Annotated in this window: 21 protein-coding genes; 12 read left to right on the forward strand and 9 right to left on the reverse strand. The window is 36.3% G+C overall.

Annotated features, from left to right (window positions below):
• Window positions 1-116 precede the first annotated feature (116 nt).
• The 4 genes from ribH (at window position 117) to cmk (ending at window position 3171) form a co-directional block, all read left to right on the forward strand.
• Window positions 117-611 carry a 6,7-dimethyl-8-ribityllumazine synthase gene (gene ribH, locus WEEVI_RS06355; RefSeq protein ID WP_013598330.1) on the forward strand — a complete coding sequence of 165 codons (495 nt, stop codon included), beginning with the start codon at window positions 117-119 and terminating at the stop codon, window positions 609-611.
• Between the two features lie 9 nt (window positions 612-620).
• The gene (locus WEEVI_RS06360; RefSeq protein WP_013598331.1) at window positions 621-1349 is read left to right on the forward strand and encodes an acyl-[acyl-carrier-protein] thioesterase; all 729 of its coding nucleotides are present in this window, start codon (window positions 621-623) and stop codon (window positions 1347-1349) included.
• Between the two features lie 66 nt (window positions 1350-1415).
• Entirely contained in the window at window positions 1416-2444 is a 1029-nt protein-coding gene (gene porQ, locus WEEVI_RS06365) for a type IX secretion system protein PorQ (protein ID WP_013598332.1), read from the forward strand.
• Window positions 2445-2472: 28 nt separating this feature from the next.
• Entirely contained in the window at window positions 2473-3171 is a 699-nt protein-coding gene (gene cmk, locus WEEVI_RS06370) for a (d)CMP kinase (RefSeq protein ID WP_013598333.1), read from the forward strand.
• A gap of 45 nt (window positions 3172-3216) precedes the next feature.
• On the opposite strand, the gene WEEVI_RS06375 is transcribed toward cmk, so the two are convergent.
• The 3 genes from WEEVI_RS06375 to smpB all read right to left on the reverse strand — a co-directional run bounded on the left by WEEVI_RS06375 (window position 3217) and on the right by smpB (window position 5871).
• A complete protein-coding gene (locus tag WEEVI_RS06375) occupies window positions 3217-3741 on the reverse strand; it encodes a hypothetical protein (RefSeq protein WP_013598334.1) in 525 nt (174 codons plus the stop codon).
• Between the two features lie 119 nt (window positions 3742-3860).
• Entirely contained in the window at window positions 3861-5363 is a 1503-nt protein-coding gene (locus WEEVI_RS06380; RefSeq protein WP_013598335.1) for an OmpA family protein, read from the reverse strand.
• 55 nt (window positions 5364-5418) lie between these two features.
• Window positions 5419-5871 (reverse strand): SsrA-binding protein SmpB, encoded by a 453-nt coding sequence (smpB, locus tag WEEVI_RS06385; protein ID WP_115042210.1) that lies wholly within the window; start codon window positions 5869-5871, stop codon window positions 5419-5421.
• 68 nt (window positions 5872-5939) lie between these two features.
• On the opposite strand from smpB, the gene WEEVI_RS06390 reads away from it, so the two are divergent.
• Together WEEVI_RS06390 and pyrF are read left to right on the forward strand one after the other, a co-directional pair.
• Complete coding sequence (locus WEEVI_RS06390) at window positions 5940-7565, forward strand: ABC-F family ATP-binding cassette domain-containing protein (RefSeq protein WP_013598337.1); 1626 nt, start codon at window positions 5940-5942, stop codon at window positions 7563-7565.
• Between the two features lie 154 nt (window positions 7566-7719).
• Window positions 7720-9069 (forward strand): orotidine-5'-phosphate decarboxylase, encoded by a 1350-nt coding sequence (gene pyrF, locus WEEVI_RS06395; RefSeq protein WP_013598338.1) that lies wholly within the window; start codon window positions 7720-7722, stop codon window positions 9067-9069.
• A 62-nt stretch (window positions 9070-9131) separates the two neighbouring features.
• Here the strand turns inward: pyrF and WEEVI_RS06400 are convergent, their stop codons facing one another.
• Both WEEVI_RS06400 and WEEVI_RS06405 read right to left on the reverse strand, forming a co-directional pair.
• Window positions 9132-11660 (reverse strand): M1 family metallopeptidase, encoded by a 2529-nt coding sequence (locus tag WEEVI_RS06400; protein WP_013598339.1) that lies wholly within the window; start codon window positions 11658-11660, stop codon window positions 9132-9134.
• 76 nt (window positions 11661-11736) lie between these two features.
• Entirely contained in the window at window positions 11737-12531 is a 795-nt protein-coding gene (locus tag WEEVI_RS06405; RefSeq protein WP_013598340.1) for a thymidylate synthase, read from the reverse strand.
• Between the two features lie 95 nt (window positions 12532-12626).
• Between WEEVI_RS06405 and rlmB the strand changes: the two genes are divergently transcribed.
• Entirely contained in the window at window positions 12627-13376 is a 750-nt protein-coding gene (gene rlmB, locus WEEVI_RS06410; protein ID WP_013598341.1) for a 23S rRNA (guanosine(2251)-2'-O)-methyltransferase RlmB, read from the forward strand.
• A gap of 12 nt (window positions 13377-13388) precedes the next feature.
• Entirely contained in the window at window positions 13389-13649 is a 261-nt protein-coding gene (locus tag WEEVI_RS06415; RefSeq protein ID WP_013598342.1) for a hypothetical protein, read from the forward strand.
• Here the strand turns inward: WEEVI_RS06415 and WEEVI_RS06420 are convergent.
• The gene (locus tag WEEVI_RS06420) at window positions 13646-14092 is read right to left on the reverse strand and encodes an exosortase F system-associated membrane protein (protein ID WP_013598343.1); all 447 of its coding nucleotides are present in this window, start codon (window positions 14090-14092) and stop codon (window positions 13646-13648) included. The two genes, WEEVI_RS06415 and WEEVI_RS06420, sit on opposite strands and share 4 nt — an antisense overlap.
• Complete coding sequence (gene xrtF / locus WEEVI_RS06425; RefSeq protein ID WP_041942112.1) at window positions 14076-14627, reverse strand: exosortase family protein XrtF; 552 nt, start codon at window positions 14625-14627, stop codon at window positions 14076-14078. Before xrtF ends, WEEVI_RS06420 begins: the two co-directional genes overlap by 17 nt.
• Before the next feature lie 153 nt (window positions 14628-14780).
• On the opposite strand from xrtF, the gene WEEVI_RS06430 reads away from it, so the two are divergent.
• The 3 genes from WEEVI_RS06430 (at window position 14781) to gyrB (ending at window position 17928) form a co-directional block, all read left to right on the forward strand.
• Complete coding sequence (locus WEEVI_RS06430; RefSeq protein WP_041942302.1) at window positions 14781-15227, forward strand: XrtF-associated fRMsr-like GAF protein; 447 nt, start codon at window positions 14781-14783, stop codon at window positions 15225-15227.
• A gap of 9 nt (window positions 15228-15236) precedes the next feature.
• On the forward strand, window positions 15237-15866 hold the full coding sequence (gene rsmG / locus WEEVI_RS06435; RefSeq protein WP_013598346.1) for a 16S rRNA (guanine(527)-N(7))-methyltransferase RsmG: 630 nt from the start codon (window positions 15237-15239) through the stop codon (window positions 15864-15866).
• A 127-nt stretch (window positions 15867-15993) separates the two neighbouring features.
• Window positions 15994-17928 carry a DNA topoisomerase (ATP-hydrolyzing) subunit B gene (gene gyrB / locus WEEVI_RS06440; protein WP_041942303.1) on the forward strand — a complete coding sequence of 645 codons (1935 nt, stop codon included), beginning with the start codon at window positions 15994-15996 and terminating at the stop codon, window positions 17926-17928.
• 187 nt (window positions 17929-18115) lie between these two features.
• Here the strand turns inward: gyrB and WEEVI_RS06445 are convergent, their stop codons facing one another.
• Window positions 18116-18370 carry a hypothetical protein gene (locus WEEVI_RS06445; protein WP_013598348.1) on the reverse strand — a complete coding sequence of 85 codons (255 nt, stop codon included), beginning with the start codon at window positions 18368-18370 and terminating at the stop codon, window positions 18116-18118.
• Window positions 18371-19148: 778 nt separating this feature from the next.
• On the opposite strand from WEEVI_RS06445, the gene WEEVI_RS06450 reads away from it, so the two are divergent.
• Window positions 19149-21413 carry an aconitate hydratase gene (locus WEEVI_RS06450; RefSeq protein WP_013598349.1) on the forward strand — a complete coding sequence of 755 codons (2265 nt, stop codon included), beginning with the start codon at window positions 19149-19151 and terminating at the stop codon, window positions 21411-21413.
• Between the two features lie 236 nt (window positions 21414-21649).
• Here the strand turns inward: WEEVI_RS06450 and WEEVI_RS06455 are convergent, their stop codons facing one another.
• Window positions 21650-23134 carry a M20/M25/M40 family metallo-hydrolase gene (locus tag WEEVI_RS06455; RefSeq protein WP_013598350.1) on the reverse strand — a complete coding sequence of 495 codons (1485 nt, stop codon included), beginning with the start codon at window positions 23132-23134 and terminating at the stop codon, window positions 21650-21652.
• Window position 23135: the final 1 nt, after the last annotated feature.

Below are 23135 nucleotides of genomic sequence, written 5' to 3' on the forward strand. Positions count from 1 at the left end.
AGATAGAAGACTATCAAATAAAAAGTCGGGTTGGATACAATTATTATTCGGCCCGACTTTTTTCTTGGCAAGAATAGCCGTAATTTTACTCATGCACAAAATAATAACATAATATAATGGCAACTGAAAATAAAAATCTATCACAGTACGATAAAAGCACACTACCATCAGGTAAAGGAAAATGCTTTGCAATCGTAACCTCAGAATGGAATAATCACATAACATTCAATCTAAGAGATGGCGTAAAAGATACGTTGATAGATTTGGGAGTAGATGAAAAAGATATCTTAATGATGCATGTGCCAGGTAGTTTCGAGTTGGTCTATGGAGCCGATAAAATCGCACAAAAGTACCCAAATCTCGACGGAATAATAGCGGTAGGATGCGTCATAAGAGGAGAAACCGCACACTTTGATTATGTCTGCCAAGGCGTTACCCAAGGTATTCAATTTCTTAATCAGAAACATCCAATGCCCATAATATTCTGTTTATTAACTGATGAAAACGAACAACAATCGATTGATCGTTCGGGCGGAAAACATGGGAATAAAGGAGTAGAAGCAGGTGTTGCAGCTGTAATCATGGCCGATTTCAAATCTCAATTATCGTAAATATTGTAAATGAATCCTGTCGATTATTATACCGAAAAATTTTATATCGATTACAGTAGAGTCTATCCCAACCGTAAAATAAAATACCCAGAATTGGCAAACATTCTACAAATAACCGCAGCCAATCATGCAGATTTTTGTGGTTTGGGTTTTGATGATTTGCAGCATAATAAACAGGCTTGGGTGATGAATCGGATTCGGATTGAGATTGATACTTTACCCGAACTCAATGATGAGGTTACAATTGATACTTGGCTAGAGTTACTTCGTGTTCCGAAATCTATTCGGAACCTCGAGATAAAGAAAGAAGGGAAGAAACTAGTCGGTGTGTCGAGTTTGTGGGCCGTTTTCAATACAGAAAGAAGACGTCCAGAAGCATTGAAAATTGACGCTGACCACCTGAAAATTTTCACTGATTTACATGCGACATCTTTGGAAAATAATAAAATAGAAACTCCAGAAAGTTTCCAGAAAGTTGCAGAATATCAAGTAAAATTATCAGATTTAGATGTAGTGAATCATGTTAATAATATTCAATATCTCACTTGGTGCCTCGATACTTTGTCCAAAGAAGAAGTATTGGAACGCTCGATTGCCGTTTTGGAAATGAATTTTCTCAAAGAACTATCTTACCAGAAAATTATACATATCGAACAATATCGACAAGAACACGAACTCTATTTACGCATTAGAGATGAACAGTTTATATATTTCGTGGCTAGAATCACTTATCAATAATTTTTCGAATCTTCTTATACCAAAGCTCCAATAATCACGTTATCTAACAACATTGAAACAGAAAATATGCGTAAACTATATTTACTTTTGTTGATAATGATAGGAGTTTCTCAGCAAACATTTGCTCAGGACGGAACAAGAGTATATGAGTTTCTTAATATATCGACTTCTGCAAGACAAGCAGCCTTGGGTGGGAATGCACAAACTGCATGGGATGCCGATCCGAATATGTCGCTATGGAATCCAGCGCTGATGAACCATAAGATGCATGGGCAACTTGCTATGAATTACGTGTCGTACATTGCCGATGTAAATTTTGCTACATTTTCGGGTGTTTATCAGTTAGCCGATGTTGATTTTCTTTCTCTGCACGGACAATATGTAGATTACGGAAAGCTGATCGGCGCCGATGAAATCGGTAATCTAACCGGTGATTTCAAGGCGAATGATGCTGCAATTGTATTGGGTTATGGGAGAGAAATAAGCGATTTTTTCTCGGTAGGAGTTAATCTAAAATATATCAATTCTCGGATAGAATCGTATACTTCTTCAGCTGTAGCAGCGGATATTGGCATTTCATATCATAATTTTGATGATAATTTTAATGCAACTTTGGTCGCTAGAAATATCGGAAGTCAGATCAAATCCTACGATGGTAAAAAAGAAAAAATGCCCGTGCAAATCAATCTTGGATTGACGCATCGTTTAGAGCATGTACCGATAGAATTGAATCTTACTTTACACGATTTACAGAAATTCGATAATTCGATTCCAGAAAATAAAAACGGAAAAAAAACTTCTTTTGGTCGGAAATTTATAGATCACGTTTCGATCGGAGCAGAAATTTTTCCAGAACAAGATTTCAATCTACGAATTGGCTACAACTTTAAAAGAGGAAACGAGTTGGCAATCGATGATGTTCGTTCTTTTTCTGGACTTACTTACGGTTTCGGTTTTCGAGCAAACGCTTTCCGTATAGAATATGCTCATGCCAATTACCACAAATCGGGAGGAGCAAACCATTTCGGCATCATTGTTAATCTAGATCGACTGATTCAAGGGCGAGATTATTGGCGCAGTAATCCATGGTTATAATCTAAGTTTTCTTTCTTATTTTTACAACATGAAATTACCAATTGTTATTGCTATAGACGGTTATTCTTCAACCGGGAAAAGTTCAACCTCTAAGCAGATTGCTCATGCCTTAGGTTTTATACATATCGATAGTGGAGCGATGTATCGAGCAATAACCTTATTTGCATTACGTAAAGGTTTTATTACGCCAAATAACCAAATCGCTACCCAAAAACTGATTCCTTTGTTATCTTCTATATCTATCCAATTCAGACCTAATCTACAAACCGGCAAACTAGAAACTTATCTCAACAATGAAAGGGTAGAAGATAAAATACGTTCGATAGAGATTTCCTCTCATGTTAGCAATATTGCAGCCATAAAAGAAGTGCGCGATCTTTGTGTAGAATTACAGCGTAGCATGGCAAAAGAGATGGAGGTAGTGATGGATGGTCGCGATATCGGGACCGTGGTTTTCCCAGATGCAAATGTGAAGCTTTTTATTACAGCCTCGGCAGAAGCACGTGCAGAAAGAAGGTTTTTAGAATATCAAGCAGAAGGTAAACAGGTAACTTATGAAGAAGTTTTGGCCAATGTAATCGAACGCGATAAGATAGATAGTACGCGAGCAATAGCTCCATTAAAAGCCGCAGACGATGCAATTATTATCGATAATTCGTGTATGAATCTGGAAGAAACCGTAGAAAAAGCATTGCAAATAATAAAGCAGAAACTTGCTGTTTTATAAAAAATTCCAGTAGGATGTATATCTAACCAAAAATAAGACAATTATTTACTTTTTTACTTCCTGCCAATAACGTTGCTCTATTTCTTGTTTAGAGATGGGAGTAGTAGATTCTAAAAATCCTAAAAAAGGCGTAATTTTCACTGTATCTATACGGATTTCTTGTGTATCTATACACGTATTTTTTTGTAGGATAATTACTTGCTCTTGATTGATTTTAGAGATGTATAATGTTTGGATGTTTTCTGATTTTTTCATCCAAAAGGGACAAGGCGTAACAGAAAATATTCCATACAAGAGAAATGGAATCATCCCAAGAAAAATGGCAACAATAAATTTTATTATATTAGAAAAGTGCCACTTTTTTTTCAGATTAATTTGAATTATCACTATGAGATAGAGAGAAACTGCCGCCATGAAAACAACCCATTTCGGGAAGACTAAGCGTAAATTTGTATTGGTAAAGCTGTAACTGAAATTTTCGCCAACAAGGAAATATAATAAAAACCATACAATAAAGAAACTGCAGGCAATGATGATAACTGTCTTTAAGGTTTTGTTTTGCTGTAACATAGGTCAGTATCCATAACAAATATAAGAAAAATTAATGCATTTTACCATGTTTCTTGAAATACTGGATAATAAAAAAACCACCTCAATTGAGGTGGTTTTTTATTTATCTAAAGAAAGAATTATTTCTTTTTAGAAGGTTTTACAACTTTCGTTTCGATAACTTCTGCGTTTTTCGGTAATACCTCAACACGTCTGTTTCTTTGGTAACACTCTTCAGTGTTTTCAGTACATAGTAATTGAGTTTTTCCTAATCCACGAGCTGTTAAACGTTTTCTATCAACGTTTCCTCTTTCTACTAAGATGTTAACTAATGCTTGTGCACGTTTCAATGATAACGCTTTGTTGTAAGCATCTCTACCTCTTTGGTCAGCGTGTCCATCGATGTAGTAAGAGTTAGCTAATAAATCTTCAGAGTTAAGAATCTGAGCTGCTATACGTACGTCTTCGTAAGAAGATGGAACGATTTTATCTGAGTTGTACTCGAATAAGATGTTCGATAAACGTTTTGCAACCTCAACTTCAGTCCAAGGACATCCGTTATTCTCTTTCGGACCTTTTACTGTAGGACAAGCATCATCCTTGTCTGGAATACCGTCACCGTCTGTATCAGGACATCCGTTAAACTCTGCTAATCCTGGTACTGTAGGACACTCATCGTCTTTATCTAATACTCCATCACCGTCAGTATCTGGCCAAGGACATCCGTTGTTTTCTTTCGGACCTGCAACTTCAGGACATTCGTCTTCGTTATCTGGAATACCGTCACCGTCTGTATCAGGACATCCGTTAAACTCTGCTAGACCTGGTACATCTGGACATGCATCGTCTTTGTCAAATACACCGTCACCATCTCTATCAGGACATCCATTTGTTAATGGATCATCTGTAGCGATACCAAAGTCGTCCGGACATGCATCTTCTTCGTCAGGGATGCCATCACCATCTCTATCTTGTTTTCCGAAACGGAAAGTTACCCCAACTGTGTGTTGGAAGAAATCGAAATAGTCTGACTTAGCAGAAGGAATCCAGTTGTAGTCAGAAGCAACGTTCAAACCAAAGTTTTTAGTAAACCAGAAGTTGATACCAGCACCTCCCGAAAGACCAAAATGATTTTTCTCAGTCTCTACATCTTTCCCTGCTACATGTGTATAAGGATTGTTTGATGAACCTAATGTAGTAGTTTGACCTTGTGCATTTGCAAATGCAGTAGTGTAATCGTAGTAGTGGTAGTTGGCACCAATTCTCAAATACGGATCAAACCACGAGTCTGATTTAAAGATGTAATCATTCGCAAATTTATAGCGTAAACCTAAACCTGCATTGATGAATAATTCGTCTTTGATGTTGAAACGTTTGTTGTCAATCTCACCAACCGAAGCCGTTAAATCAACGTCAAAAGAACGGTTTAAGTTACGGATAACCGATAACTTAGATAGTGGAGGAACAATGCTCCAGTTATCTGTATCAAAGAAGTGGTCAAATGCACCACGAACAGATCGGTGATCCGTTGCATGTGCTCCTACTGTAATCGCCCAAGGATTCTGAGAATTCTGAGCATCTACAAATGTGCTACCCGCAACGAATAACATAACTGTAGATAATAATAGATTAAACTTTTTCATTATCAAATATTTAGTATTTTGTTTTATTCAAAAATAATTAAAACAGTATGCAAATTTAAGAATTCTTTATGATTCTTTCCAAATCTCTTTTCAAATCTTTTCCTTTAAGGGCTTCACGCTTATCATATAGTTTCTTTCCTTTGGCAAGGTATATTCTTAATTTTGCCAAGCCTTTATCATTGATATACAATGTAGTAGGCACTATTGTGAGGCCTGTTTCTTTTGTTTTTCGCTCTAGTTTTTTTAATTCTTTTTTTTGCAATAATAATTTTCTTTCTCTCTTCGGGAGATGATTGTAATGCGTTCCCCATGCATATTCATCGATAAACATGTTTATAATATACAATTCACCATTTTTCATTTGGCAGAAACTGTCTACTATAGAAGCTTTGCCAAGACGAATAGATTTTATTTCAGTGCCAAACAATTGAATGCCCGCATCAAATCCTTCTAACAACTCATATTCAAAACGAGCTCGTTTGTTTTTTATACTAATCTCTTTTGACACCTTAGAATATTTTCCAATTAAAAATTTGTAACTTTGCACAAAATTAAACAAACATTATACCAAAAATTATGTTAAATGTTTCTAATTTGTCGCTACAGTTCGGCAAGCGCGTACTTTTCGACGAAGTTAATATAAAATTTACAAATGGCAATTGCTATGGAATTATTGGTGCAAATGGTGCCGGTAAATCTACATTTCTGAAAATATTATCGGGTGAAATAGAACCTACCTCAGGACAAGTTTCCTTAGAGAAAGGAAAAAGAATGTCTGTTTTGGAGCAAAACCACTTCAAATATGATGAATATACCGTATTAGACACCGTTTTGCGAGGAAATAAAGTGCTGTATGATATCAAAGAAAAAATGGATGCACTCTATGCCAAACCAGATTTCTCCGAAGAAGACGGGATAAAAGCTGGTGAACTTGGTGTAGAGTACGAGGAAATGGGAGGGTGGAATGCCGAATCGGATGCTGCAGCCCTTTTATCGAATGTAGGAATCGAGTCGGATATGCATTATACGCTGATGGGAGATTTGGATAACAAAGCAAAAGTGAGAGTTTTGATCGCTCAGGCTCTTTTCGGTAATCCAGATGTACTTATACTCGATGAACCAACGAACGAATTAGACGTGCAAACGATTTCTTGGTTAGAAGACTTCTTGGCTAATTACGAGAACACCGTGATTGTTGTTTCGCACGACCGTCACTTCTTAGATGCAGTTTGTACACATATTTGCGACTTAGACTTCTCTAAACTCAATTTATATTCTGGGAATTATACTTTCTGGTACCAATCTTCTCAGTTAGCTGCAAAACAACGTGCACAGCAAAATAAGAAAGCAGAAGAAAAGAAAAAAGAATTACAAGAATTTATTGCTCGATTCTCTTCTAACGTTGCAAAAGCTAAACAAGCAACGGCACGTAAGAAAATGATCGATAAACTAAATATAGAAGATATTAAGCCATCTTCTCGTCGATATCCAGCTATTATATGGGAGCAATCTCGTGAGGCAGGTGATCAAATCCTAGAAATTAATAATCTTTCTGCTTCGGTAGATGATGAGGTTTTGTTTAAGGATGTAACGCTGAATCTGAAAAAAGGAGATAAAATTGGCGTTTTCTCAAGAAACTCTAAAGCGGTAACTCAGTTTTTCGAGATTATTTCGGGTAATGCTCAAGCCGATAGTGGAGATTATTCGTGGGGTGTTACCACAACTCAGGCTTATCTACCGCTAGACAATACCGAATTCTTCAAAGAAGATATTAATTTAGTCGATTGGTTGCGTCAATACACCGAAAACGACGAAGAAAGACACGAAGAATATATGCGTGGATTTTTAGGTAAGATGTTATTCTCGGGTGACGAAGCCCTAAAAAAATCATCAGTTCTATCCGGAGGAGAAAAAATGCGTTGTATGTTTTCTCGTATGATGCTGTTGCGCGCCAACGTGTTGATTATGGATGAGCCAACAGCTCACTTAGATTTAGAGTCGATTACAGCACTGAATAATTCTCTACAGAATTTTAAAGGAACATTACTAATGGGGTCTCATGACCACGAGTTGGTACAAACTACTTGTAATAGAATCATAGAACTTACACCAAACGGAATCATCGATCGCTACATGACCTATGATGAATTCTTAGAAGACGATAAAGTAAAAGAATTGAAACAAAAATATTACGCAAAATAAAGGAAAGAAACCTCTGACTATGTTTAGAGGTTTTTATTTTTAGGATAGATAAAAACCCATAAACCAATATATTTTCATCCAAAACAAAGAAACAATTGGCTGATAATTGGATTTTTTTAATCATAAGTCTTAAATTTGCTTAAACATTACACAAATGAATCCACGCGAAGATTTTTTATTAAAAGCGTTCGAATTAGGAATCATCAAATTCGGAAACTTTACCCTGAAAAGCGGCATAGAATCACCTTTTTATGTTGATTTAAGACCATTAGCTTCTAGCCCACAATTATTGAAAACTTTATCCAATAATTTGTTAGAATTGGTCGATAATAAAGATTTCGAACTAATTTGCGGTGTACCCTATGCTGCCCTACCAATGGCAACAGCGATGAGTCTAACCTCGAATATACCCTTGATTATCAAACGCAAAGAAAATAAAGGTTACGGAACCAAGCGAATGGTAGAAGGTGTTTTCCACGAAGGCCAAACCTGTCTTCTGGTAGAAGATGTTATAACGTCTGGTAAAAGTTTACTCGAAACCATTGACCAAGTAGAGAGAGAAGGATTAATCGTTGAGGATCTTGTTGTTGTTCTCGATCGCGAACAAGGTGGTGTAGATAAACTACGCGAGCGAGGATATCATGTGCAAACACTTTTTACTATAAACGAAGTCATCGATATCCTACATAAATATCATCGTTTGACCGATTCGGAAAAGGTAAAAATAAAAGAATTTCTCAACAATCCAACCGAAGAAGTTGTACAAAAAAGGCTTCCACTAGAAGAAAAAAAAGTAACACATCCTATCGGGAAAAGATTAGTAGAACTGGCTCTGAAAAAACAATCGAATCTAATTGCGTCAGCAGATCTCATTACTTCTGCAGAAGTGTTGCGATTTGCAAACGAAGTAGCTGACCATATTGTAGCACTAAAATTACATTCCGATATCATTCAAGATTTTTCTGATGATTTAATCTATCAATTGAAGAAATTGGCTAAAGAAAAAGAATTCTTATTGTTTGAGGATAGAAAGTTTGCCGATATCGGTAATACGCAAGAAATGCAGTTCAAGAAATCGATTTATAAAATTTCAGACTGGGCAGACTTGGTAACGGTTCATCCGATTGGAGGAGCAGAAAGTTTGAAGGTTTTCGAGAATACAGGTGTTATTACTTTGGCCGAAATGTCATCAAAAGGTGCCTTAACAGACGACTACTATTTCAGTAAAGTAATCAATGTATCCGAAAACGAACCCAAAGTTTTAGGTTGTGTTGCACAGCGCAAAATTGGTGATCATTTGTTGTTGTTTACGCCAGGTGTAAATATCAATGTAAGTGGTGATAGCAAAGGGCAACAATACAACACGCCAGAAGTTGTTTTCAATAATTACCATACCGACTTTATGATTGTTGGTCGTGGGCTGTACAAATCTGCCGACGTTAAAACAGCTGCCAAAGAATATCAAACACTGGGATGGATAGCTTATTTGCAAAGCTTGAATTAATACAATAGATCGTATTCGTTATATAAAAAAAAATCCGCAAATTTTTGCGGATTTTTTTGTGTCTATTTCATTTTATCTAGAGCAGCTTGAATTTCTTTTACTTGATTTTCGAGCTTTTTATTTTCTCTGGCAGCATTCGATTTTATCGATAATGCATTTTGAGCCATTTGTTTAATAAGCACACTGGCTTGCGGATTTTCATTTTTCAGAAAAGTATAATATGAACTATACAATTTAGCAATTCGTTTGGTCGCAGTCGGGGTGTCATTTTTCATCACCCACTCGAATCCTTGTGCAATAACTTTCGCATTCCGAGGATCTTGGAAAGGAGCAAACGCATAAAATGCGACGGTTTCTGCTACTAATTTTGATTTTGATAGATCGTTATTGTCAATCCATTCAGGGAGTAAATTAGCAATAAGTGCAGGACTTCCGCTGATTACTTCATCTTCTACCGTATTGATATATGCCGAAGCTTTGCTCGGGTCTTGCTTCAGGATTCCATTAATAGCTGCAGCTTGTACCGAAAAAGATGGACTTTTGGCTAGAGTTTCATAAAGAGAAAGATCAACTTGTTGTGTGAAATTTAACCAAGAAATTGCAGCTGCCTGAACTTTTGTTTTTGGGTCATTTTGTGCTAAGCTTTTTATGGTCGCACTGGCCTTCTGTATAACTTTTTGCGAGCTTGGGTCTAATTTGTTAATCGCCATAATACGAAGACCTTCATACGGATCTTGCGTTGCTTTGATCAAAGCATTCAATGCTTTTTCATTGGTAGCTTGTGCCTCTACAAAGGCATCGATTGCTCTTTTTCGTACTCCATAATTACCTTCGCCAGCTTGGTATTGGGCGATAAATTCATCGATGGTTTTATTATCTTTCAGGTCGCAAAGTAAGACTTCGTTGGCATTTGGTATGATGACTTCTGGTTTTTGATCAGCGTCAAAACTAAAAGTGTTGATTACTTTTTTTCCTACCCAAACAATTTCTCTATGCACTTTTCCATTTATACGGTAATCAATAGTAAAAGGAAACTCAAAAAGTTTTTCTCCTTCTTGTTTTATGGTTACGATAATTTTTTTGTTTTGGGTATGATAATCATATGCAATGTTGAGTTTTGGGTGATCGTTGCCAAAATACCATTGATCGAAAAACCAATTGAGGTCTTTGCCCGAAACTTCTTCCAGAGCCAAGCGAAGGTCAACTGCTTCAGCTTTCCCGAATTTGTGTTGGTTGAGAAAATGATTAAGACCGGTGAAAAATGCATCATCACCCAAATAATTTCTTAGCATATGGGTAATTGCACCACCTTTATTGTAAGTTACCGCATCGAAAACATCTTCGCGAGAATTGTAATGCATCCTTACCAAATCCTTGTTGAGGTTGTCGCCCATTTTATAACTTTCAATATCATCGAGACGGTGTTCCTCTGCTTTCTCTTTTCCGAATTTGTGTTCGAACCATAAATACTCAGAATAGTTTGCAAACGCTTCGTTAATCAAAAGATTAGACCAGCTTTCTGCGGTTACTAAATTTCCAAACCAATGGTGAAATAATTCGTGTGCAATAATCGATTCGGCAATATTTTCGTCTATTAATTGTCCTGGCTTTTGTTGCACATTTTCGTAAAATAAGACAGCGCCTGTATTTTCCATTGCGCCAGAAATGTAGTCGCGCCCAGTAATTTGCGAGTATTTGTCCCATGGGTAGGGATATTGGAGCAAATCCGAGAAGAATTGTAGCATTTCGGGTGTATGGCCAAATATATCTTTTGCATAGTCTTTGTAAGCAGGCTCTACATAATAGTTTACTTCGATATTCTTCCATTTATCTTTGATGATGGCATAATCGCCAATCCCTACAAAAAATAGATAAGGAGCATGTTGAAAATCGAACTTCCAATAATCGGTTTTCGTTCCGTCGTTGTTTATTTTAGAGGATTTTAATAAACCATTTGATAATGATATGTATTTTTCGGGATAGGTAAGATAAATTTCTTGTGAGGTTTTTTGATTCGGTTTGTCTATGGTCGGGAACCAACAAGATGAAGATTCGGTTTCTCCTTGTGTCCAAACTTGTGTTGGTTTATCAGGGTCGCTTCCGTCTGCATTGATAAAATATAATCCTTTGGCAGCGGTAATTGCATCGCTTCCTGCTTGCTTTATTTCGTTTGGCCGAGCTGTGTATTTGATATAGATTTTATACGGTTCATTGCGTGTATAGGTTTTGTCTAGATCGATAATTAATTGATTGTCATCGTTATGGTATTTTAGTTTTTTTTGTTTGTTGTTATCGATCAACACTACTTCATGAATTAGCATTGCTTTTGCATCTAAAATCAATTGTTTGCTAGGATAAAAATGAGGTTTCAGATCTAGCCAAGCCTCACCCAAAACATGCTCTTTTTTATAGTCAAATTTCAGATCTAGTTTCGTGTGGATAAGCGTATGAACGCGTTCGGCTTCTGCTCTATAAATGGCTATTTTATCGGCTTGCTGCTCATCATAACTCGGCGGTGTTCCAGAGATTTGAGCTGTTGTAAAATGTAAACCTAAGCAAAGACTTGCTAATAAGAATAGTTTTTTATTCATTTTAATTCAATGATTTTGGTAGGATATAAGTTTAGATAGGATATAAATCGTCATAATGAAAAGATGCAAAACATTCCTAAACTGCAACAATTCCTTTGATGTGCGGATGTGACTGGTAGTCTATCAACTCGAAATCAGAAAACTGAAAATCGAAAATATCTTTTACATCCGGATTAATTTTCATCTTCGGTAAAGGAAAAGGATCACGAGATAATTGGAGTTCTATTTGATCGAAATGATTTTTATAAATATGTGCATCTCCAAAAGTATGAACAAAATCCCCTAACTCTAGATTACAAACTTGGGCAACCATCATTTGCAACAAGGCATATGAGGCAATGTTGAACGGGACACCTAAAAAAAGATCTGCACTTCTTTGGTAGAGCTGTAAGGAAAGTTTATCATCGGCAACATAGAACTGAAAAAAAGCATGACAAGGAGCAAGAGCCATTTCATCTAGTTCGCCCACATTCCACGCAGAAACGATCAATCTTCTAGAATCTGGATTGGTTTTTATTTGGTCAATAACTTCTTTTATTTGATCTATCGTTTCGCCATTTGGTTTAGCCCAACTTCTCCACTGTTTTCCGTAAACAGGTCCTAATTCTCCATTTTCATCCGCCCACTCATTCCAGATTCTCACTCCATTTTCAGTAAGATAAGAAATATTTGTTTCGCCCTTTAGAAACCATAACAATTCGTAAATTATAGACTTTAGATGCACTTTTTTTGTAGTCACTAAGGGGAAACCCTCGTTGAGGTCAAACCGCATCTGGTAACCAAAAATACTTTTTGTACCAGTACCGGTTCGGTCTTCTTTTAGGGTGCCTTCTTGCATTACTTTCTTACACAGGTCTAAGTATTGTTTCATGATAAACGATTGTTTTTTTACAAATTAACGGATATCTTTTGATTATGAAAATTTGTAAACCCTAATTTTTTTTAAAAAAACCTTATCTTTACCGCATGAAGAACGAAGGAGGTATTTTTGGTTTAAGACCCATAATAGAAGCTATAGAGTCGGGAAAAACAATCGACAAGTTGTTTGTGCAGAAAGGCTTACAAGGTGAAATTTTTTCTCAGCTGAGAAAACTAATTGCGCAATACGAGATTCCGACAAGCTATGTTCCGGTTGAAAAGTTGAATCGACTGACCGGTAAAAACCATCAAGGAGTCTATGCCTTTCTCTCGCCAATCGAATTCGATTCTATAGAAAACGTTCTTCCACAAATTTACGAAAGAGGAAAAACGCCTTTTCTACTCATTCTCGATCGAGTGAGTGATGTGCGTAATTTTGGTGCTATTGCACGTACGGCCGAATGTGTTGGGATAGACGCAATTATTATCCCCTATAAAGGATCTGCTTCTGTAAATGCCGATGCGGTAAAAACTTCTGCTGGTGCTTTGTATAACATTCCTATTTGTAAAGAAAACAACCTAAAAAAAACAGTAGACTATTTACAACAATCTGGGATAGTTTTGGCTGCAGCATCTGAAAAGTCCGACACCTATTTATACGATGTGGATTTCACTACTCCTTTGGCAATAATCATGGGAAGTGAAGAGGACGGAGTGTCGGATGCTTTACTGAAAGTTTCAGATTATATCATAAAATTACCTATGGCAGGGCAAACAGCATCTCTCAACGTTTCGGTTGCCTGTGGTGCAATTTTGTACGAAGCTGTTCGTCAGCGTCTGAATGTAGATTTATTTTAAAAACCAATAACTATGAAATACACAACTATTATCGGAATCTTGCTTTTCGCAATAGGAATCGGTCTATTTTCGTTTGCCGAATTGCAATTGGATCGATTATTTATCAATAAAGAATTTATAGTAGGAATTTTTTTGGGCAGTGGCTTGGGTTTCTTTTTAGGTGGAATTGTAGGATGGGCTTACAAACGTAGAAAAATAAAAAGAGAAGAAGCAATCCGTAAAGCAGCTGAAGCTGTCGTTATCACTGAGCAAAAATCAGAAGAAAACAATTAATTCTCACGGTTGTTTTTGTTGAGGTAATTTTGATAGAAAAAAGAAGGAATCAATAGAAGAACATACATCGGTTGAATGAGAAATCGTCGAATGTAAAATCCTATATTAGTCCCCAGCTGAAACTCTTGTTTTATTGCGTAATTGTACAATGGTAATAATACAAATAAACTAATAATCAGAACCAAAACTGTAAAGCGAGTATATTTTTTGTTCTGGAAAAGCACCGCAATGATTGCTGTGGTAAGTAAAGCGTTTAAAGCGTAACGAAAGAGAATACTTGCATTTACCCGAGACAATACATAATAAGGAAATGTTTGGTTGCTTGTATCTCGTTGAAAATATTCTAGAAAAGGATCGTAAAATAAATCTTTTTCAAAAACGCGAATCATAATTAATCCTACCAAAAATAGGGCTGCCCATAAAAATCTAAGCCACTTCTTCATTGTTGTGTTTGTTTTTTTTCATCACAAAAAAGCGGATCCAAACTATCCAAAGAATCACAATCGAACCATAAATCAGTGCCGGGAAAAGATAATCATGCGCCATTTTTCCGTAGGAAGGATGATAACGAAAAATCCAATTTAGCAAAACGATTCGTCCGATATTCATCAAAAATAAAAAAATTAATCCTACAAAAATATAAAGAAAGGTAGTTCTGAAATTTGTACTAAAAGCTACAACAAAAGCCACGAAAATAATCATAATCGATAGGGCATTGCAGCCCTCGTTTACGATAGAGGTAGAAATACCATTGATAGCAATTCGGTAATAAGGCTCGTTTTCGATATGATAACTCTCTGCCGGAAAACCTATAAAATTAAGCACCGCGCTCGTCGTGTTTGATGTGAAAGCCGTGAAAGGATCGGGATTGTGAGCAGGCAAATAATTTTCGAGATATAGATTATAGAGTAAAATTAGTAAAACATAGGTTCCGAGGAATTTTAGGAGAAAAAGAAAAAGCGATTTATATTCTTTCATTAAATTGTCATTGTGTAAGAACAAATATAGAAGAAAAAATAGTATTTTGTTTGTCGTGTACATTAAGTTATGTCTATTTTTTTAGGAGTTTCTGTCCTCCAGAAGTACGGAAAAGAGAATCTTTACTTAACTTTGCTGTTCAATACGCTTTTTATGGAAGAATTACAAAAAAGAATAGACATTTTGCTCGATGCTCATCATCAGATAGAAGACAAACTACAAAAAGTATGTACACTTTTGCATACAGAAATTGATTACTATAATTGGGTGGGATTTTATTTTAAGAATGGCGATAAAAACGAGTTGAAGCTCGGTCCATTCGCTGGTGCAGTTACCGAACATACGATTATCCCGTTTGGTAAAGGAATTTGTGGGCAAGTGGCAGAGAGTAATGAGCTATTTTTGGTGCCCGATGTACAAAAAGAAAATAATTATCTCAGTTGCAGCATCGAAACAAAAGCAGAAATTGTAGTTCCGATAATCAAGCATGGAGAAAATATAGGTCAGATAGATATAGATTCCCATACACTTAATCCTTTTACCAATAAAGACATTCAGCTTCTAGAACATATATGCCAACGAGTAGCAAAATTATTATAGAAAAATACAATGGTAGACATTATAATAAGATACTTCCCGAGTTTAACAAAGAAACAAATCGAGCAATTATCGCGTTTGGGAGATTTGTATAAAGAATGGAATGAGCAGATAAATGTTGTATCGCGAAAAGACATAGACAAACTTTATGTTAACCATATTTTGCATTCCCTTGCGATTGCCAAAGTAATGGAGTTTACAGACGGCTCGAAAGTGTTGGATGTTGGTACTGGAGGTGGTTTACCTGGGATTCCTTTGGCCATTCTTTTCCCAAATGTTCATTTTCATTTGGTGGATTCTATTGGCAAAAAAATAAAAGTAGTTCATGCTATAGCAACTTCCTTGGGGCTAGAAAATGTAAAGGCAGAACAGAAAAGAGCCGAATCTCTCACCGATCAATACGATTTTGTGGTATCACGAGCAGTGACTGCCATGCCAAAATTTGTAGAATGGATACGAGATAAATTTAATGATCAAAATAATAACCCATTGCCCAACGGATTATTGTATCTGAAAGGAGGTGACCTTAGTGAAGAGTTGACAGACTTTCCTAGCGCAAAACTGTACTCAATTTCTGATTTTTTTGATGAAGAATTTTTCCAAACAAAAAAAGTAGTATATCTCAATAAAAAAGATTTATAAAACCATGCTAGCAGGTCGTTTTTAGAATAAAAATATCAAGAATAATATGAGTTTTCTGTCATGGGAGACTCATATTTTTTTTGTATATTTGAAAGTTATATATAAAAAAATTGAAGAAAAAAGAAGTATGAGTCAAAACACCTATACAGCAGACAATATCCAAGCCATCGAGGGGATGGAGCACGTTCGTCTTCGTCCTTCGATGTACATTGGTGACGTTGGAACACGTGGACTACACCACTTGGTTTATGAAGTTGTTGACAATTCAATAGACGAGGCCCTTGCTGGATTTTGTGATACCATTTCTGTGAAAATATTAGAAGGAAATTCAATATCCGTTTCGGATAACGGTCGCGGTATTCCGGTAGACATCCACAAAAAAGAAGGAAAATCTGCTTTAGAAGTTGTCATGACCAAAATTGGTGCTGGTGGAAAATTCGATAAAGACACCTATAAAGTTTCTGGAGGGCTTCACGGAGTTGGTGTTTCGTGCGTTAATGCCCTTTCTAACCATCTTACGGCAGAAGTTTTCAAAAACGGTAAACACTATATCCAAGAGTACGAAAAAGGGAAACCATTATATGATGTAAAACAAGTTGGCGATACCGATAAAAGTGGTACGACAGTAACCTTCACGCCCGACAATACCATCTTTAACGAACTAGAGTATAATTTCAATACACTGGCAAATCGTTTACGAGAATTGTCGTATCTAAATAAAGGAATCACCATTACGCTAACAGATGAGCGCGTGAAAGATGAGAAAGGTGAACCATTGCTCGAAGTTTTTCATTCGGATGGTGGATTAAAAGAATTCGTAGAGTTTATCGACGGTAATCGTGAGGCGATTATGGATAACGTTATTTGTATGGAAGGAGAACGCGATGGCATTCCTGTTGAGGTAGCAATGCGATACAATACCTCATACAATGAGAACTTGCATTCGTACGTTAACAATATCAACACCCACGAAGGAGGAACACATTTGGCAGGATTTCGTCGTGCATTGACCCGAACTTTAAAAAAATATGCAGATGAAAACTTTAATCTTACAAAAGAAAAAGTCGAAATTGTAGGAGATGACTTCCGAGAAGGTTTAACGGCGATTATTTCTGTTAAAGTTATGGAACCTCAATTCGAAGGACAAACCAAAACGAAATTAGGAAACTCAGAAGTAAGTGGTGCGGTTGATAAAATCGTATCAGAAATGTTGACAAACTTCTTAGAAGAAAATCCAATTGAAGCCAAAATAATTGTAGACAAAGTTATCCTTGCTGCAAAAGCTCGTCAGGCTGCTAAGAAAGCTAGAGAGATGGTGCAAAGGAAAAACCCAATGGGTGGTAGTGGATTGCCGGGTAAATTGGCCGATTGTTCTTCTCGCAATCCAGAGGAATCAGAAATTTTCTTGGTCGAAGGGGATTCGGCAGGAGGAACAGCAAAACAGGGACGTGATCGACATTTTCAGGCTATTCTTCCTTTAAGAGGAAAGATTTTAAATGTGGAGAAAGCAATGGCTCATAAAGTTCTTGATAATGAAGAGATCAAAAATATCTACACGGCTCTAGGGGTATCTATCGGAACAGAGGAAGATTCAAAAGCACTCAATATCTCAAAACTTCGTTATCATAAAGTTGTGATTATGACGGACGCCGATGTCGATGGTTCGCACATTGCGACTTTGATTCTTACTTTTTTCTTCCGTTACATGAAAGAGTTGATAGAGAATGGGCACATTTATATAGCAACACCACCATTATATTTAGTGAAAAAAGGAAATAAAGCAGAATATGCTTGGGGAGAAGAAGAACGGGAAGCATTGGTAGAGAAACTTGCTCCAGATGGCAAAGGAGTAACTATCCAGCGCTATAAAGGTCTTGGTGAAATGAATGCAGAGCAGCTTTGGGATACAACACTCAATCCGCAAAATAGAACTATGAGAAAAGTTACTATAGAAAATGCTGCCGAGGCAGATCGTGTATTTTCGATGCTAATGGGGGATGATGTACAGCCACGTCGAGAGTTCATCGAGAAGAATGCTGAATATGCAAAAATTGATGCATAAGCAAGCATTGGAATAAAAATTAGTAAAATCAAAAAAAAACCACTCGATTATCGAGCGGTTTTTTTTTAGAATTGTGCATATCGTAGTGAACAGAAGTTAACTTTAGCACTTTAGCAGAAAGTTAATTGCATAAAAAAACCATCTCAATGAGATGGTTTAAAACTCTATTAAATCAGTAATAATTTACTTATTTAGCAGCTTCTTCTACTTTGTCAGCAGCCTCTTCTACTTTATCAGCAGCATTGTGAGCAGCATCTTCCATTGTAGCAGCAGCATCAGCAGCAACAGAATCAATTTTTTCTACTTCTTCTGTAGTAACTGAATCTAATTCAGCAACTTGCTCCTCAACAACTGGTTCAGTTGCAACTTCTTCTTTTTTCTCACATGAAATAGCTCCGAATGCTAAAGCAGCAACTGCTGCAGATAAAAATAATTTTTTCATTTTCTTAAATATTATTTGTTAAACTTTTTTTGTCTCATTTTGACATAGCAAATGTACGGCGGTGTCTCAATTTCGTTTTGAATATCCGTTGTACTCTCGTTGTATAACCGTTTTTGTTTTACAAACGCTTGATAGTTAGGTTTTTGTAAAATAGTTTTACAAAATAAATCTTTTCAATAATTCAGTCTAATCGAGAAAAAAGTTAGATTATTTTTCGTAAAATTATAAATAATGAAATGAATATTTCTGAAAAAAGTTACTCGTAGTTTAGATAATTACTGTTTTTTACTTTGAACAAGAAGGCATCCCTAAAAAATTATTTTTTTTGCTTAAGATGATTATGTGTTTATAACAGTATACCAATTACAATGATCGTTTAGTATAGAATGTTCGAGAAAATTCAGAATCATTAGCATAATTCTAAGACAATAGTTGAGAAATAGCAGCTTTTTTGGATAGACTTATTGTGAAATTTTATCATGTATTTACTGTAAACTATAGTACGTCTAAATAATAAATAAAAAGTATTGTCTGATATAAAAAAATGATAAAAAAGATAGAGAATTATCAGATTTTCATTTTACTTGTATAATGATTTTATACAGAAGGTATTTCTTTGCAAAAAATTAGCAATTAGATATTTAGGTGTTTTTTATAATTATTCTAAATTGTATAAACCTCCTTTATATCGTGTCAAGCACCTTGAATAATACGTAACTAAGGCCTATTTTTGTAATTTAAATTTATTTTTAAATAAGTAAAAACTAATTTTTTGTTTATGGCATTTGATATAGAAATGATCAAAAGAGTTTATGCGAGAATGCAAGAACGCGTTGATCAGGCAAGAAAAATTGTAGGAAGACCATTAACCTATTCTGAGAAAATTTTATACGCTCATCTTTATGATGGTGAGCCTACGAAAGCATATACACGTGGAGAATCGTATGTAGATTTTGCGCCAGATCGTGTAGCTATGCAAGACGCAACTGCACAGATGGCTTTGTTGCAGTTTATGCAAGCGGGAAAAGAGAAAACAGCTGTCCCTTCTACCGTACATTGTGATCACCTGATTCAGGCAAAAGTTGGTGCCAAAGCAGATTTGCAAGACGCAATCAATAAATCATCGGAAGTGTTCAACTTCTTAGAGTCTGTTTCTAATAAATATGGAATTGGTTTCTGGAAACCTGGTGCAGGGATTATTCATCAAGTTGTCTTAGAAAACTATGCTTTCCCAGGTGGGATGATGATTGGTACCGACTCTCACACGCCAAACGCAGGAGGTCTAGGGATGGTAGCTATTGGTGTTGGTGGAGCAGATGCTGTAGATGTAATGGCTGGAATGGCTTGGGAATTGAAAATGCCAAAATTAATCGGAATCAAATTAACCGGTAAATTAAGTGGATGGGCATCTCCTAAAGATGTTATTCTAGAAGTTGCTGGTCGCTTAACAGTAAAAGGTGGTACAGGTTCTATTGTAGAATATTTCGGTGAAGGAGCAGAGTCTTTATCAGCTACAGGTAAGGGAACCATTTGTAACATGGGAGCAGAAATTGGTGCAACAACTTCTATTTTTGCATATGATGATTCTTCTGAGCGTTATTTACGTGCAACGGATCGTAATGACGTTGCTGATTTGGCAAATGCCAATAGAGCTTACTTGCGATCTGATGATGAAGTATATGCAAATCCAGAAAAATTTTATGATGAATTAATTGAAATTAATTTGTCTGAATTAGAACCAAGATTAAACGGACCTTTCACGCCAGATTTAATGACGCCAATCTCTAAAATGAAAGAAACCGCAGCAGCAAATGACTGGCCATTAACTGTAGAATGGGGGCTTATCGGTTCTTGTACAAACTCATCGTATGAAGATTTGTCTCGTGCTGCTTCAATTGCTAAACAAGCAGTGGAAAAAGGGTTAGAAACAAAAGCTTCTTTCGGAATTAATCCTGGTTCTGAGCAAGTTCGTTATACAGCAGAACGCGACGGAATTCTAAAACCTTTCAATGATTTAGATGCAGTGATATTCACCAACGCTTGCGGACCATGTATTGGGCAATGGGATCGTGAAGGTGCAGATAAAGAAGAGAAAAATACGATCGTTCATTCGTTCAACCGTAACTTCAAGAAACGTGCAGATGGCAATCCAAATACTTATGCATTTGTGACTTCGCCAGAGATGGTTGCTGCTATAGCAATTTCAGGTCGTTTAGACTTCAACCCAATAACCGATACATTGATCAATAAAAATGGTGAAGAAGTAAAATTAGACCCACCAGTAGGAGAAGAATTGCCAGAAAAAGGCTTTTCTTATGAGGATAATGGATATCAAGCGCCTGTAGAAGATGGTTCTTCGGTACAAGTGGAAGTAAATCCAGACTCAGAACGTTTACAGTTGCTAGAAAGCTTCAAACCATGGGATGGGGAAAACATCACAGGAGCCAAATTATTGATCAAAGCATACGGTAAATGTACTACCGACCATATCTCTATGGCTGGACCTTGGTTACGTTTCCGTGGTCACCTGGATAATATCTCAAACAATACGTTGATTGGAGCAGTAAATGCATTTACTCAAGAAACAAATTCTGTAAAAAATCAATTGACAGGGGAGTATGCGCCAGTTCCAGACACTGCACGTGCCTATAAAGCAGCAGGAATTCCTTTTGTGATTGTTGGAGATGAAAATTATGGAGAAGGTTCTTCTCGTGAGCATGCAGCTATGCAACCACGACACTTGGGGGCTGTAGCCGTATTGGTACGCTCTTTTGCTCGTATCCACGAAACAAACTTGAAAAAGCAAGGAATGTTAGCATTGACTTTTGCCAATAAAGAAGATTACGATAAAATCCAAGAAGACGACACATTCAACTTTGTAGATTTAAAAGATTTTGCACCAAACAAACCTCTTACAATAGAGTTGGTACATAAAGACGGTTCTATAGATACAATTCTAGCAAACCATACCTATAATGATGCACAAATCGAATGGTTCAAAGCTGGATCTGCTTTAAACTTGATTAAGCAACAACAAAACTAATTGGGTCATCTGATCAATAATAAAGCCTCATCAATTGATGAGGCTTTTTATTTCTTGCATAAAATGCAACTCTTTGAAAATTTAATATGCTATTATATTTTGTAAACTAACTGGTAAAGACTTCTTTGAGATTCAAATACTTAAAATATTGTAAAAAGCTCACTTGTAAAATTACATTTTTTATTTGAAAACGTGTATTCTAGTTATATTTTTTAGGTTTTCTATGCAAGTAAAACCTATTGTACAATAAATTTAGATGTATAAACTTCACCTGTTCCAAGCCTGAAAACTCCTAAATATAGACCTGAGTCTAATGAAGCAATAGATAATTTACCAGAATTTTTTATTGGGCTTTCTATAACTACTCGTCCATAAAGGTCAATTATCTGTACTTCACCAGCAGAAGTATTATGAGGTAAACGATAGAGTAAATTTTTGTTGTTGACGACCGTTACAAATTTTTTTGTACTAGAGCTTGTTGTGCTCATGTCTTGGGCGCTTTTGGCAACTTCTACCAAAAATTGTAAACCTAATTTTGCAAATTTTTCTGCCTGAAAACTATTTCCAGTCACACTATATCGGTCATTTACAGAATGAATATTTCTGTTGTAATCCTCAAACTTCGATTCGAATGGGAAAGCTGCTGCATAGCCGTTACGCGCCCAACTTTCATGGTCAGAGCAAGCATAATTACACTTGGTGAATCCGAAACTTATCGGATGCGGAGAGTTGGATGAATTGTAGTGTTCTAGCAATTCTATCAAAAAAAGATTAAGATTATTGTCGATATAAGAATCGGTTGTGAGGTATAAATCATTTTCAGAACCTTGATAATTGGTCATATCAAACTGTACATAGCCCAAAACTTTTTTACCCAGATTTTTGTAGTGAGCAGCAATTTCTTTCGACCCGACTAAACCAACTTCTTCTGCGCTATATGCCATGATCTGAATGGTTTTTTGAGGTTTAAAGTTGTTTTCTATCAACACCCTTAGAACTTCGGTAATTGTTGCAATCCCGCTCGCATTATCATCAGCACCAGGAGCCGGAGAATTTGGATTGATGTAACTATTAGACGTGATACTGTCTGCATGTCCACCAATAATTACCAATTCATTACTATTTTCACTCCCGTCAATCGTCAAAATAACCGAAGGCATAGGTGTGTTGGTGTGTTGATATAAAGACAAATGAATGTCAGTTCTCCCACTTTTGTCAACGATTGATTGCCACTTGTTCAGAATAAACTCCATTGCAGGAATTGCCTGACTAGAGGTATGAAACCGAGTGCCGAAATTTTCTAATTCTATGATAGTTTCTTCTATTTTTGTAGGATTAGTTTTCGATAAAAGTTGATTAATAATGGCCTGCTCGGTAATTGTGAACAAAGCAACTTGCTCACGAGTTTCTGTATTTTTATACAAATAATCTTGTGATTCTAAGGCAGAAAAATGACGAACATAAGCAGGTCCGTGTAAGTGTAATTCGTTTTCGAAAGCAACAGTCAACGATTCTGGAAGGTAAACTGCCGCAACATTCTGGTGAGTTTGTAGAATTTTTACCTGATTAGGATACATTAATTGCAAATTCTCGGCCTGCGAGGCATCCATCGTTGCGTAAAGATAGTCACTTGAGGTGGACTGAAAACCCGTAGATTCTTGAGCATTTACGATAGAGGCGATAGCTATAAATGAAGCGAGTAAACTGTTTCTTAATTTCATA

The sequence above is a fragment of the Weeksella virosa DSM 16922 genome, from assembly GCF_000189415.1.
Classification (GTDB): Bacteria; Bacteroidota; Bacteroidia; order Flavobacteriales; family Weeksellaceae; genus Weeksella; species Weeksella virosa.